Below are 13,551 nucleotides of genomic sequence, written 5' to 3' on the forward strand. Positions count from 1 at the left end.
GATGGCCATGATTTCTCCGGTGACGGGAACGTGGATGTGTTGGCGAGAAGTGCCGACGGCAAGCTGTGGTTGTACGCCCGCAACGCTGCCGGCGGCTGGGATGCGCGGGTTCAGGTCGGTTCCGGCTGGAACGGTATGACCGCGATCCTGGCTCCGGGTGATTTCGACGGTGACGGAAATCCGGACGTTCTGGCTCGGGACGGYCTGGGCAAGCTCTGGCTGTATCCAGGCAACGGTGACAGCGGTTGGAAATCGAAGGTTCAGGTCGGCAGTGGTTGGAGCGGTATGACCAGCATCCTGGCCCCGGGTGACTTCGACGGCGATACCAAGGTTGACGTCCTCGCTCGTGATCGGGACGGTCGGCTGTGGCTGTACCCGGGTAACGGTGCAGGCAAGTGGCTGGCAAAGGTTCAGGTCGGCAACGGTTGGCACACCATGACCAGCATTGTCGGTCCGGGCGACTTCGACGGCGACACGAACGTTGACGTCCTTGCCCGTGATCGGGACGGCAGGCTGTGGCTGTACCCNCACACCATGACCAGCATTGTCGGTCCGGGCGACTTCGACGGCGACACGAACGTTGACGTCCTTGCCCGTGATCGGGACGGCAGGCTGTGGCTGTACCCGGGTAACGGTGCAGGCAAGTGGCTGGCAAAGGTTCAGGTCGGCACTGGTTGGCACACCATGACCAGCATTGTCGGTCCGGGCGACTTCGACGGCGACACGAACGTTGACGTCCTTGCCCGTGATCGGGACGGCAGGCTGTGGCTGTACCCCGGAAACGGGAACGGCGGATGGCTCAAGAAAGTCCAGGTCGGCTCCGGCTGGAATGGTATGACCAGCATCCTCTAACCGCCGATGGGGCAGTCCCGCCCCTGGACAAGAAAGGCCTCCCGCGCCCTATACGGCGCGGGAGGCCTTTCTTGTCTGATCGCTCTGCCCGATGGTTGTTGCGGAGCAGCCGCAAGCTATGGCCTCCCCGCGGCTGTCGAGCTGCCCACCGGCAGCGGACACCTGCACCGCCGTCGTCGGCCTGCCCAGCACGCAGACTCAGGGAACGGATACCGGAGACGTTCGCCGTGGCCTCCAAGGAACACACAGCCGCAGCATTGGCCGGGCGATAGCGGAAGGCGCCCAATCGCCGTCGTGCGCGGTGCCTGATGAAGCCTGGTCCCTCCGCGAGCGTTCCATTGTGCACGCACACCTACCGCAGTCCGTCTCCACCCACAGAAAAGTCCAGGCGGCCTTCCCGTTGCCGGGAATGCCGCCTGGACTGAGATGCCGAGGCGGAGGGCTTACTCGCCGTCCCAGAAAGCGGGTGCGGCCTTCATCGGATCGTTGAGGTCCACATCGCCCGGCTTCAGGCCCACGCTGAACTGAGTCATCATGTCGTGGTCCTCGTGCGGCAGGTTGTGGCAGTGGATCATGTACTTACCGCGGTGCGGCCCGAACTTCATGAGCAGGCGAACGGTTTCCCCTTCGCCCACATAGACAACGTCCTTCGGGCCCATTTCATAGGAGAAAGGTGCACGACCGTTGCGGCTGAGGATCTGAAAGTCGATGAGGTGGATGTGAATCGGATGGAACCACCCGCCGGAACTGTTCTCGAACTCCCAGATCTCGGTGTCTCCAAGGCCTGGATCAGCGCATACCCGGCGATACCCGCTGGCAATGATGTCTGCCCACGAATCTTCCCCGATGACCCAGACGCTGTCATCTCTCTTCACACGGAACTTGCGGACGCGGGTATCGCGGGCTGGGCGCAGATTCATCACTTCGTGCGAAACCAGCGTTTCGGGGATTGTCTTCCAGGTGTGGTCCGCGGTGTCCACCGGCTGGTCCGTGACATCGAAAGCCATGATCCGATCGGTGAAGTCGTAGTCAACGTTGTTCTTGTTCGACAGGTTCCGCAGCTCCACGCGCTGTCCGGGCTGATATCCCGAGAAGTCCACCAGGATCTCGTAGCGCTCGGCGCCGGCATGGCGCCAGGACTCAACCGCCTGGGTCTTCGGCATCAGTCCGCCGTCAGTGGCCACGACATAGACAGGTTCACCCGTGCTGAGCGTCGGGCGGAAGGAACGTGAAATGGACGCGTTCAGAATGCGGAAGCGGTAAACGCGTCGCTGGACCCTCATTACCGGCCACGGCTTGCCGTTCACGAGGATGACGTCGCCCCACAGTCCCGAGTGGGAGTTGTCGTCATAGGCGAGACCCCCGTCCGCGGCGAACATGGCATCAGAGAGCGTCAGGGGAACATCGAACTCGTTCTGCGGGAGTAGATCGCGCTCCGCGGGATCATGCATGCAGAATTGCGCTGACAGACCGGAGTACGCATTCTCCGCGGTGGTGTGCACGTTGTGATCGTGGTACCAAAGCGTACGAGCCGACTGGAAGTTCGGATACTCATAATTCTTTGCGAACCCGGGAGGCGTGACATCACTGGCATACCCATCGAACTGGGGGAGCGAGGCTGAACCGTGCAGGTGGGTAGACGTCGAAAGGGTGTGCCCGTGCCGGGGGTGAACCTGCGGCAGTTGATTGCGGATCTTGAGCACCGCCCGCGTTCCCTGAAGCAGGTCGATGGTCGGACCGGGAAAGATTCCGTTGTAGCCGAGGATGGGTGTGGTCAGCCGCGGGAGAATCTTCGCGATTCCGGCCTTCTGCGTGACGCTGTAATAGTGGACCTTCGCACCGTCCGGCGCGCGTCCCACCGCATAGGGCTCCAAAATCGGCGGGACCGTAAGCGGTACGCGGTACGGCAGCGGCATGTCACTGTCCGCCAGCTTGCTGGCGGACTTGGCGCTGACGGAGCTGAACGGAACGGCCAGCGCCCCGGCTCCAATTACCCCAAGTCCCCCCATTGTGAGGACCTGTCGCCGAGATACAGACATCGGTCTTCCTTCCCTTGGATGTATGAAAAGGATGTCCTTCGCTACTTGGAGAAAACTAGGACTCCAAGGTTCAGGTGCGGTAACCGGGCTTGCCGCGACATCGCCGCTCGGCAGGCACTAATCTGGAAGGGAAACCTCCAACCTTCCGGAACGGACCCCTACATGCGCGTTCATATTGCAACCGACCACGCCGGCATGGAGCTCAGTGCGCACCTCGTCACTCATCTGAGCGCGAAGGGGCACGAGCTGATCGACCACGGACCCTCCGTCTACGACGCGGAAGATGACTACCCGTCCTTCTGCATCAATGCGGCGCTGGCGGTGGTCGATGATCAGCTTTCAGGTGTCGAGGCGCTCGGCATCGTGCTCGGCGGTTCAGGTAACGGCGAGCAGATTGCAGCGAACAAGGTCCGTGGAGTGCGCGCCGCACTGGCATGGAACCTGGACACTGCCAGGCTTGCGCGCGAACACAATGACGCGAACGTCGTAGCGCTGGGCGGACGCCAGCACTCCCTCGAAGAGGCCACCGCCATCGTCGAAGCCTTTCTGCAGGAGCCTTTCAGCGGTGCTGAGCGGCACGTACGGCGCATCAGCAAGATCGCTGCCTACGAGACCACCGGCAAGATTCTTCCGTAGTGCCGGAGGGCCACTCGATACACCGGCTCGCACGCCAGTTCACCTCGGTTTTCACCGGCGAGATGTTGAGGGCGAGTAGCCCGCAGGGCCGTTTCGCCGAGGGCGCGGAACGTATCGACGGAGCTGTCCTGAACCGCGCCCGCGCACACGGCAAGCAGCTGTTCCTTGAATTCGACAATGACCTGGTCATGCGTGTTCACCTCGGTCTGTACGGTGCGTGGAGCTTCGGTGGTGACAGTCGGTTCCGGGGAGCGTCCAGCATCGGCGCACCCCGGCGCGTGGGGGAGAGGGAAACCGCCGACGACGACGCCCCCGCCGTTTATGCCGGCCCACCACCGCCCGTGGGAGCAGTCCGCGTGAGGCTCGTTTCCGCACACGGTTGGGCGGACTTGCGCGGGCCGACAGCCTGCGAAGTCATTACCGGCGCGGAGCGGGATGCAATCATTGCCGGGCTTGGACCGGATCCGTTGGACACGGACACTCCTCCGGCGGAATTCATTGCACGGGTACAGCGGACCCGCACCGCCGTGGGCCTGTCGCTCATGAATCAAGCCGTGATCGCCGGAGTCGGCAACGTCTACCGCGCCGAGGTGCTCTTCCGGCGTCGTGTGCATCCATGGCTCCCGGGCCCGGCGCTCGGGGATGCTGGCGCGTTGGCACTGTGGGAAGACCTGGTTCTACTGATGAACGAGGGCGTGCGTGCAGGACGCATTATTACGACGACGCCGAATCATCGGTCTCCCGGCGCAGGGAACGGCTCCGCTGTGCCCGCTGAGGAGGCCCACTACGTCTACAAAAGAACCGGGCAGGAATGCCGAATCTGCAGCACGCCGGTGGCAATGGCAGAGATGGGTGCTCGCAAGCTGTACTGGTGTCCGTACTGTCAGGCTGCCTGATCCAGATGCGGAAGGGGCCGCAGAGCTAGGTATGGAGGAGGTGGAGGGGATGACGGGAATCGAACCCGCGTAATCAGTTTGGAAGACTGAGGCTTTACCATTAAGCTACATCCCCGTGACAACCTAAGGACTGGATCGCAGTGCAAGCTGTGCGGTTTCCGGGTTGGTCTGGAACGCATATAACTACACCATAAGGGGGTCGAATTCTCAAAATGTGCAACCTTGCGGTTTCTTTCGTAGACTTGCCTCTGCACTTCAACGGGGTGTAGCTCAGCTTGGTAGAGCGCCTGCTTTGGGAGCAGGAAGTCGCAGGTTCAACTCCTGTCACCCCGACTCTGTGTTCAACGGTGCAGAAACCTGCACCAAACAGTGCAGACATGATCCTTCGCGGGATACGTATACCCGGTGCAGAACCGATCCCTATCATTCAGGAGAACTAGGCTGTGAAGAGCGCTGTCGAAAACCTCACTCCCACGCGAGTGAAGCTCAACGTGGAGGTCCCTTTCGAGGAACTCAAGCCGAACATCGAAGCTGCCTACAAGACCATCGCCACCCAGGTGCAGGTTCCGGGTTTCCGCAAAGGCAAAGTCCCCAACAAGCTGATTGACCAGCGGGTAGGGCGCGGTTACGTCATCGAGACGGCCATCAACGACGGCCTCAATGGCTTCTACCAAAGTGCCGTCCAGGATATGAAGATCCGCCCGCTGAGCCGGCCCGAGGTGGAAATCACCGAGGTTCCCGACCCCACGGCGCAGGACGGCCAGCTCCTCTTCACGGTTGAGCTCGATATCCGCCCCGAGATTGAACTTCCGGAGTACTCCGGCCTCGAAGTCACCGTTGAGGCTGCGAAAGCTTCTGACGAAGACGTCGTGAAGGCACTTGACGAGCTGCGCGGACGCTTCGGCACCCTCAAGGATGTGGACCGCCCCGCTACCGACGGTGACTTCCTGACCCTTGATCTGACTGCCAAGATCGACGGCGAGGAAGTGGACTCCGCTGTCGACATCTCTTACCAGGTGGGATCCGGCACCATGCTGGAAGGCATGGATGAAGCCGTGACGGGCCTGAGTGCTGACGAGTCGTCGACTTTCGAGACCACGCTCGCCGGCGGCGAGCACACCGGTAAGGCTGCCGAGGTTACGGTTTCGGTGAAGGCCGTGAAAGAGCGCGAGCTCCCTGACGCCAACGATGATTTCGCTCAGCTCGCCAGCGAGTTCGACACCATTGATGAGCTGCGTGCTGATCTGGCGAAGCGCTCTTCAGAAGACAAGCTCGTTGAGCAGGGCGTGGAAGCGCGCGACAAGGTGCTTGAGAAACTGCTGGAACTCGTCGAGGTTCCGGTGCCTGAATCCGTCATCGAAGAGCAGCTTGAGCAGCACTTCAATTCGGAGAGCAGCCACTCGGCCGGCGCGGACCACGACACCGAGGAACACCGCGCAGAGGTTCGCGGGAACACCGAGCAGGCATTCCGCAATGAGATTGTCCTGGATGCGGTCGCCGAGAAGGAAGAAATCGGTGTCAGCCAGAACGAACTGATCGACTACATCGTTACGTCGGCAAGCCAGTACGGCATGGAACCAAACCAGTTCGCGCAGATGCTTGACCAGAGCGGACAGGTACCGATGATCGTCGGTGAAGTTCGCCGTCGCAAGGCCCTGGCCAAGGTTCTGGAGCTTGCAGTGGTTACTGATACCAACGGCGAGACTGTCGACCTTTCGGACTTCGTTCGCCCGGCCGGAGATGTTGAGCAGGCGGAGAGCGAGACAGCGGCTGAGGAGGCCTCCGAGGATGCAGTCGAGGCGTCGGCTGTCGAGTCCGATGCTTCCGCTTCAGACACTGATGAAGCGGATGCGGAGTCCACGAAGGCTTAGTTCGACCTAGCGTGAAAAGATGCCGTCAGCGCCCTGCTGGCGGCATCTGCCGTTAAGCCTCCCGCTTCCTAACGCCGTCAGCGAACAGCTCACGGCACGGGAGCAAAACAGTACGCAAACAGGTTAGTGTCCAGTGAGAGAAAAACCTGAGTGAGAGGTCAATCAGCAATGGCATCCGAATCCACCACACCGACCATGGCAACCGTTGATCCTGCCAGCCGTGACGACTACATCTACAACCGGCTTCTGAAGGAGCGGATCATCTGGCTCGGATCCGAAGTGCGGGACGAAAACGCTAACGCCATCTGCTCGCAGTTGCTCCTGCTGTCGGCGGAAGATCCTGAGAAGGACATTTTCCTCTACATCAACTCACCCGGCGGATCAGTGACTGCGGGCATGGCCATCTATGACACCATGCAGTTCATCCCGAACGACGTCGTTACAGTGGCTACGGGCCTTGCAGCTTCGATGGGTCAGTTCCTGCTGTCCTCCGGCACCAAGGGCAAGCGTTACGCCACCCCGCACGCCCGCATCCTGATGCACCAGCCGTCCGGCGGGATCGGAGGCACCGCTTCTGACATCAAGATTCAGGCAGAGCTGATCCTGCACATGAAGCGCGTTATGGCCGAACTCACCGCCGAGCAGACCGGACAGTCGGTGGAGACCATCCTCAAGGACAATGACCGGGACAAGTGGTTCACGGCGCAGGATGCACTGGAATACGGGTTCTTTGACCATATTTCGGCGCATGCCGGATCCGTCTCCGGCGGCGGCGGAACCCAGCGCGACTGACCCGCATCACGCCCACTCCCATAGACCTGCCACACAGGAGGCACCATGAACCACGATTTCCAGGCCGCAGCCGGCGGCCGGGCTCCCCAGCTGCCGACAAGCCGTTATGTCCTTCCGCAGTTCGAAGAGCGCACGCCCTACGGTTTCAAGCGCCAGGACCCCTACACGAAGTTGTTCGAGGACAGGATCATCTTCCTTGGCGTTCAGGTGGATGACGCTTCCGCGGATGATGTGATGGCGCAGCTGCTCGTTCTTGAGTCTACTGACCCCGAGCGCGACATCACGCTGTACATCAACTCTCCCGGTGGATCGTTCACGGCGATGACCGCCATCTACGACACCATGCAGTTCATTCGTCCCGAGATCCAGACCGTCTGCCTCGGTCAGGCTGCCAGCGCGGCAGCCGTGCTGTTGGCCGCTGGTGCCCCCGGCAAGCGCCTTGCGCTTCCCAACGCCCGTGTGCTGATCCACCAGCCGGCACTCGGCGGCGGCCAGGGCGGCCAGGCTTCGGACCTCGAGATCCAGGCCAACGAGGTCATGCGTATGCGGGCCTGGCTAGAGGACACCCTCGCGCTGCACAGCGGAAAGACCTCCGAGCAGGTCAACATTGACATCGAGCGGGACAAGATTCTGACCGCCGAAGATGCAAAGGCGTACGGTCTCGTGGACGAGGTGCTCACCTCACGCAAAATCACACCGCCGAAGATCAACAAGCCGTAGCTGGTGAGAGTGGCGCCCGTGGTCCCTCCAAATGGGGAGAGACCACGGGCGCTATATTGCTGATTCGGGGCACCAAGTGGCCTAGAGTGGAACCTAGTCGACGCATGGAGACCGTCCCATTGCAGCAGTTGGCAGCGGCCAAAGATCTAGATGGAACACTCCAGGACCACGTTAGGGGACTGACACATGGCTCGCATTGGTGAGAGCACCGATCTACTCAAGTGCTCTTTCTGTGGCAAAAGCCAGAAGCAGGTCCGGAAGCTCATTGCGGGCCCGGGCGTGTATATCTGCGACGAATGCATAGAACTGTGCAATGAAATCATCGAGGAAGAGCTTTCCGAAGTTGCTGACCTCGGTACATTCGAGTTGCCGAAGCCCCGTGAAATCTTCGACTTCCTGCAGGAATACGTCATCGGACAGGAGCCGGCCAAGCGATCGCTGGCTGTGGCTGTTTACAACCACTACAAGCGGATCCAGTCGGGCCACACGCCCCGCGCCTCGGCTAACCTGTCGGATGCGTCTCCGACTGAAGATGTCGAGATCGCAAAGTCGAACATCCTGCTGATCGGACCCACGGGCTGCGGCAAGACGTACCTCGCGCAGACCCTCGCAAGGCGGCTGAACGTGCCGTTTGCAGTTGCTGACGCCACTGCACTGACCGAGGCCGGCTACGTAGGTGAAGACGTAGAGAACATTCTGCTAAAGCTCATCCAGGCAGCTGACTATGACGTCAAGAAGGCTGAGCAAGGCATTATCTACATCGATGAAATCGACAAGATTTCGCGTAAGAGTGAGAATCCGTCGATCACCCGGGATGTCTCGGGTGAGGGTGTCCAGCAGGCGCTGCTGAAAATCCTGGAGGGAACGGTGGCATCCGTGCCGCCGCAGGGCGGACGCAAACACCCACACCAGGAGTTCATCCAGATCGACACCACCAACGTGCTCTTCATCGTTGCAGGTGCTTTCGCAGGGCTGGAGGAGATTATTGGTTCGCGGGCAGGGCGGAAGGGCATCGGCTTCGGCGCACCGCTCAGTTCGCTCACGAACGAGGAAGTCAGCTACCGCGATGTCATGCCGGAGGACCTCCTCAAGTTTGGTCTGATTCCCGAGTTCATTGGGCGCCTGCCAGTGATCACCACCGTCACGCACCTTGACCGGCCGGCCCTGATGCAGATTCTGACGGAGCCCAAGAATGCGCTGATCAAGCAGTATCAAAAGATGTTCGCCCTGGACGGTGTGGAGCTGGTCTTCGAACCCCAGGCGCTGGAAGCAATCGCCGACCAGGCTCTCGAGCGCGGAACCGGCGCCCGGGGACTGCGCGCCATCATGGAAGAGGTCCTCCTTCCTGTGATGTTTGACCTCCCAAGCCGGGAAGACATCGCAACCGTGGTCATCAGCGGAGCAGTTGTCGACAAATCGGCCGAGCCCACACTGATCTCCCACGACGTAGTGGCCAAGCGCCGTAACAAGTCCGCCTAGCCAAGCGGGTACCCGGCGGGAATACCAGCTGCACGCGTCAGGTTGGGACGGAAGAGACCACTCTTCCGTGCAACCTAGGAGTTTTATTCATGATTGCTGCCAACCAGACCGCAAAAAAGGCCGACTTCTGGTTCGATCCGGTGTGCCCGTTCGCCTGGATCACCTCCCGCTGGATTGGAGAGGTCGAGAAGGTTCGCGAGGTCTCAGTTGCCTGGCATGTGATGAGCCTGTCTGTCCTTAACGAAGGCCGGGACCTTCCTGAAGATTACGAGGAGCTAATGAATCATGCCTGGGCTCCGGTCAGGGTGATCATCGCCGCCTCCGAGCTACACGGGCGGGAGAACATCAAGAAGCTCTATGACGCCATGGGCACCCGCATCCATAATGGCGGCGCCTCCGATTACGAAGCAGTGATCCGTGAGGCACTTGAAGAGACCGGTCTTCCCGCTTCTCTGTCCGAGTACGCCACCAGCGATGAATATGACACCCAGTTGCGGGCATCGCACCAGGAGGGCATCGATAGGGTCGGCGACGAGGTTGGAACCCCGGTCGTTGCATTCGACGGAACGGCTTTCTTCGGTCCGGTTCTTACACGCATTCCCCGCGGAGAGGAAGCCGGGCGCATCTTCGACGGCGCGGTCATGATGGCGGAATTCCCCGAGTTCTTCGAGCTGAAGCGATCCCGCACGTCCAGCCCCTCCTTCGACTGAGACAGGTCGTGGCTGAGTAGACCGCAATAACGAACGCCAAAGCCCCTCCGCCATTGCCTGGCTGGAGGGGCTTCTGCATGGTGGACCAGGCAGGGTCAGGCCGGGGTCGAGGCTTCCTCCGGCGGCGCCAGTCGGACGTCGCTTACGGAAAGGTCACCGTCGGAAACGCGGAGTTCAAGGCCGCTCGCATTGCCGGCGGCGCTCAGATCGGAAAGCGCTGCCTCAAGCTGCCGGACCTGCGCTTCTGAGCCGCTGATGACCGCCGACAGCACCTGTGTGCGCTGCTTGACCTTTGCTTCCGACTTGGCCTTTCGAAGACCACCCAGCGCAGCGCCCACGGTTCCGAGCATTCCGGTATCCGCGTCAAGAGCCGCGGAGGTCAGCATGCCTGCGGCAGGCCAAGCCGACAGGTGTACGGACCCGCGGCGCCACCAGCTCCACACTTCCTCCGTGGCGAACGGAAGAACCGGGGCAAAGAGGCGAAGCAGCCGGTCAAGGGTCGTTGCCAGGGCCGCGAGCACAGATGCTTTCTCGGAATCTCCCGCGCTACCGTACGCGCGATCCTTGATGAGCTCGACGTAGTCGTCCGTGAATGACCAGAAGAACGTCTCGGTGAGCTGCAGAGCGCGCGCGTAGTCGTACTTCTCAAAGGCAGCCGTGGCCTGTTGAACCACGTCATCGAGGGAGGCCAGGAGCGAACGGTCGAGCGGATTGGTAACCGCCGCTGCGTCCTGGGAGATGATGTCTGCTTCTGTGGCGCCAAGGTTGAGCACGAACTTGGATGCGTTGAGCAGCTTGATGGCCAACCTTCGCCCAATCTTCATCTGCGCGATTTCGTAGGCGGTGTCCGCACCTAGCTTGGCTGACGCCGCCCAATAGCGGACTGCGTCCGAGCCAAACTGATCAAGTGCATCCGTGGGAACAACGACATTGCCCTTGGACTTGGACATCTTCTTGCGGTCAGGATCAAGAATCCAGCCCGAAATGGCGGCGTGCTTCCACGGCGCGGAGTCGAGCAGCGAGTCAGCGCGAACCACCGAAGAGAACATCCAGGTGCGGATGATGTCGTGTCCCTGCGGGCGTAAATCGAAAGGGTAGACCTTGGCGAAGAGGTCCTCGTCCCGTGACCAGCCCCCGATAATCTGTGGCGAGAGCGACGACGTCGCCCATGTGTCCAGAACGTCGGGGTCTCCCATGAAGCCGCCCGGCTGATCCCGCTGCGCTTCGTCGAACCCCGGCGCCGGCTCTGCAGCCGGGTCAACGGGCAGCATGTCATCGGACGGGATGATCGGGTTCTCGTAGTCAGGGGTCCCGTGCTCGTCGAGGGCGTACCAGACCGGGAACGGCACCCCGAAGAACCGCTGGCGGGAAATCAGCCAGTCACCGTTGAGGCCCTCGATCCAGTTCTCATACCTACTGCGCATGAACGATGGGTGGAAGTCGATCTCGCGGCCGCGTGCAATGAGGCGTTCACGACGGTCGGCATCCCTGCCGCCGTTGCGGATGTACCACTGTCGGCTGGTGACCACTTCGAGTGGCTTGTCGCCCTTTTCGAAGAAGTTCACGGGGTGGGTAATCTTCTTGGGCTCCCCGGCGAGCAAATCTGCTTCGTTGAGCATCTCCGCTACGGCTTCCTTCGCGGAGAAGACGGTCTTACCGGCGATGCGGGAGTAGTTGTCCCGGCCGGCCGTCGTCGTAATCCAGTCCGGGGTGTCCGCAAGAATCCGGCCGTCGCGGCCGACGATCGCGCGGGTGGGCAGTTCGAGCTCGCGCCACCAGGTGACGTCGGTGAGGTCTCCGAACGTGCAGACCATCGCAATGCCGGCGCCCTTGTCCGGCTTGGCCAGGGGATGCGCCTTGACCTCGACCTCCACGCCGAAGAGGGGTGAGGTGACCGTGGTGCCGAAGTAAGGATGGAAACGCTCATCATCCGGGTGTGCCACCAGGGCGACGCAGGCGGCGAGGAGTTCGGGTCGCGTGGTTTCGATGTGGATCCGAGTGCCGTCCGCGGCCTCGAAGGGATAGCGGTAATACGCCCCCGGAACTTCGCGGTCCTCGAGCTCGGCCTGCGCAACGGCGGTCCGGAAGGTCACATCCCAGAGGGTGGGTGCCTCAGCGAGGTACGCGTCGCCCTGCTTGAGGTTGGCCAGGAAGGCACGCTGGGAGACGGCGCGGGAGGTTGAATCGATGGTGCGGTAGGTCAGGTTCCAGTCCACGGAGAGGCCGAGGGAAAGGAAAAGGTTCTCGAAAACCTTCTCATCCTCCACGGCGAGTTCCTCGCAAAGCTCGATGAAGTTGCGACGGGAGACGACATCGAAATCGCGCTGATTCTTCGCGGGCTGGGCAGGCGGGCGGTAGTCGGCGTTGTACGGCACGGACGGATCGCAGCGGACCCCATAGTAGTTCTGCACGCGCCGCTCGGTGGGCAGGCCGTTGTCATCCCAGCCCATCGGGTAGAAGACGTTCTTGCCCGTCATGCGCTGATAGCGCGCCATGACGTCGGTCTGCGTGTAGGAGAACACGTGGCCCACATGCAGGGATCCGGACGCCGTGGGAGGCGGGGTGTCGATGGAGTAGACGTTCTCACGCGACGTCTCAGGATTGAAGGTGTAGGTTCCCTCGGTGCGCCAGCGCGTGTTCAGCGCGGCTTCCAGGCCCTCGAGCGCGGGCTTGTCGGGAACGTTGATGGGGGCCGGTGTGGGCGTGTCTGTACCCGCGTTGATGTTTGCCATGCATCGATTGTTTCATGCTGGCCGGATACACCGGCTTCTGGGCCTCCATGGGCTAGTTTGGGTCAATGACTTCCAGAAAGAACAGGGCCGCAGTTGTCACAGGAGCAAGCTCCGGCATCGGTGAGGCCACCGTGCGCCGGTTGACGGCTGATGGTTGGCGTGTCTGGGCGGTTGCCCGCCGTCAGGATCGCCTGGAACAGCTCGGCGGGGAAACCGGAGCAGTGCCGGTAGCGCTGGATATCACCGACGACGACGGCGTTGCCCGCCTGGTCCGCGACGTCACCGAAGCAGGCGGCATCGACACCCTGATCAATATTGCGGGCGGGGCACGGGGCGCGGACTGGGTGGCGGATGCGCGCACCGAGGACTGGGAGTGGATGTACGGCGCGAACGTTATCGGCAGTATGAAGCTGATTCGTGCGTTCCTGCCGATGCTGCGGACGCATGGGGAGGGCACCGTCGTGAACCTGACGTCAACAGCGGCATTGGTTGCCTATGAGGGCGGCGCCGGCTATAACGCCGCGAAAGCAGCCCAACGGGCCATGACCAGGGCGCTACGCCTTGAAGAGGTTGAGAACAATGTGCGCGTCGTCGAGGTTCTTCCCGGCATGGTGCAGACCGAGGAATTTGCCCTGAACCGGCTCGGCGACGAGGAGGCCGCAGAGAAGGTGTACGCCGGTGTCGAAAAGCCGCTGACGGCTGCGGATGTCGCGGACGTTATCGCCTATGCCGTGTCTGTGCCGCATCACGTGAACCTTGACGAGATTGTCGTGCGGCCGTTGGCCCAGGCAGCCGTGCACAAGGTGGTCCGCCGGCGCTGAGCG

General features: G+C 61.7%; 12 protein-coding genes and 2 tRNA genes. 11 read left to right on the forward strand and 3 right to left on the reverse strand.

Annotation, left to right across the window (positions count from 1 at the left end):
- Positions 1–527 (forward strand): FG-GAP repeat domain-containing protein (locus tag ASH00_RS17055; RefSeq protein ID WP_268760521.1); only part of this gene is annotated, 527 nt, incomplete at both ends.
- 7 nt (positions 528–534) lie between these two features.
- Positions 535–852 (forward strand): FG-GAP repeat domain-containing protein, encoded by a 318-nt coding sequence (locus ASH00_RS17060; protein WP_235563324.1) that lies wholly within the window; start codon positions 535–537, stop codon positions 850–852.
- A 443-nt stretch (positions 853–1,295) separates the two neighbouring features.
- On the opposite strand, the gene ASH00_RS13430 is transcribed toward ASH00_RS17060, so the two are convergent.
- Positions 1,296–2,891: a multicopper oxidase family protein gene (locus ASH00_RS13430; RefSeq protein ID WP_056549352.1), complete on the reverse strand. Its 1,596-nt coding sequence runs from the start codon at positions 2,889–2,891 to the stop codon at positions 1,296–1,298.
- 162 nt (positions 2,892–3,053) lie between these two features.
- On the opposite strand from ASH00_RS13430, the gene ASH00_RS13435 reads away from it, so the two are divergent.
- Together ASH00_RS13435 and ASH00_RS13440 are read left to right on the forward strand one after the other, a co-directional pair.
- Positions 3,054–3,527, forward strand: coding sequence for a ribose-5-phosphate isomerase (locus ASH00_RS13435; protein WP_056549354.1), 474 nt, complete (start codon positions 3,054–3,056; stop codon positions 3,525–3,527).
- A complete protein-coding gene (locus tag ASH00_RS13440; RefSeq protein WP_056549357.1) occupies positions 3,527–4,423 on the forward strand; it encodes an Fpg/Nei family DNA glycosylase in 897 nt (298 codons plus the stop codon). The genes ASH00_RS13435 and ASH00_RS13440 overlap by 1 nt, the downstream gene beginning before the upstream one ends.
- Positions 4,424–4,464: 41 nt before the next feature.
- Here ASH00_RS13440 and ASH00_RS13445 read toward each other — a convergent pair.
- A tRNA-Gly gene (locus ASH00_RS13445) sits at positions 4,465–4,538 on the reverse strand.
- A gap of 144 nt (positions 4,539–4,682) precedes the next feature.
- Between ASH00_RS13445 and ASH00_RS13450 the strand changes: the two genes are divergently transcribed.
- From ASH00_RS13450 to ASH00_RS13475, 6 genes are all read left to right on the forward strand, one after another.
- A tRNA-Pro gene (locus ASH00_RS13450) sits at positions 4,683–4,756 on the forward strand.
- A gap of 110 nt (positions 4,757–4,866) precedes the next feature.
- Positions 4,867–6,294: a trigger factor gene (tig, locus tag ASH00_RS13455; protein ID WP_056549358.1), complete on the forward strand. Its 1,428-nt coding sequence runs from the start codon at positions 4,867–4,869 to the stop codon at positions 6,292–6,294.
- A 195-nt stretch (positions 6,295–6,489) separates the two neighbouring features.
- Positions 6,490–7,086, forward strand: a complete 597-nt coding sequence (locus ASH00_RS13460) for an ATP-dependent Clp protease proteolytic subunit (RefSeq protein ID WP_056549607.1) — start codon at positions 6,490–6,492, stop codon at positions 7,084–7,086.
- Positions 7,087–7,131: 45 nt separating this feature from the next.
- Positions 7,132–7,806, forward strand: a complete 675-nt coding sequence (locus tag ASH00_RS13465; RefSeq protein WP_056549360.1) for an ATP-dependent Clp protease proteolytic subunit — start codon at positions 7,132–7,134, stop codon at positions 7,804–7,806.
- 186 nt (positions 7,807–7,992) lie between these two features.
- On the forward strand, positions 7,993–9,285 hold the full coding sequence (gene clpX, locus ASH00_RS13470) for an ATP-dependent Clp protease ATP-binding subunit ClpX (RefSeq protein ID WP_056549362.1): 1,293 nt from the start codon (positions 7,993–7,995) through the stop codon (positions 9,283–9,285).
- 89 nt (positions 9,286–9,374) lie between these two features.
- On the forward strand, positions 9,375–9,995 hold the full coding sequence (locus ASH00_RS13475) for a mycothiol-dependent nitroreductase Rv2466c family protein (protein WP_056549364.1): 621 nt from the start codon (positions 9,375–9,377) through the stop codon (positions 9,993–9,995).
- A gap of 95 nt (positions 9,996–10,090) precedes the next feature.
- On the opposite strand, the gene valS is transcribed toward ASH00_RS13475, so the two are convergent.
- Positions 10,091–12,727, reverse strand: coding sequence for a valine--tRNA ligase (valS, locus tag ASH00_RS13480; protein WP_056549366.1), 2,637 nt, complete (start codon positions 12,725–12,727; stop codon positions 10,091–10,093).
- Positions 12,728–12,792: 65 nt separating this feature from the next.
- On the opposite strand from valS, the gene ASH00_RS13485 reads away from it, so the two are divergent.
- Positions 12,793–13,548: an SDR family oxidoreductase gene (locus tag ASH00_RS13485; protein ID WP_056549367.1), complete on the forward strand. Its 756-nt coding sequence runs from the start codon at positions 12,793–12,795 to the stop codon at positions 13,546–13,548.
- The last annotated feature ends 3 nt before the right edge of the window (positions 13,549–13,551 follow it).

The organism is Arthrobacter sp. Soil782, assembly GCF_001428435.1.
GTDB classification, from domain to species: domain Bacteria; phylum Actinomycetota; class Actinomycetes; order Actinomycetales; family Micrococcaceae; genus Arthrobacter_D; species Arthrobacter_D parietis.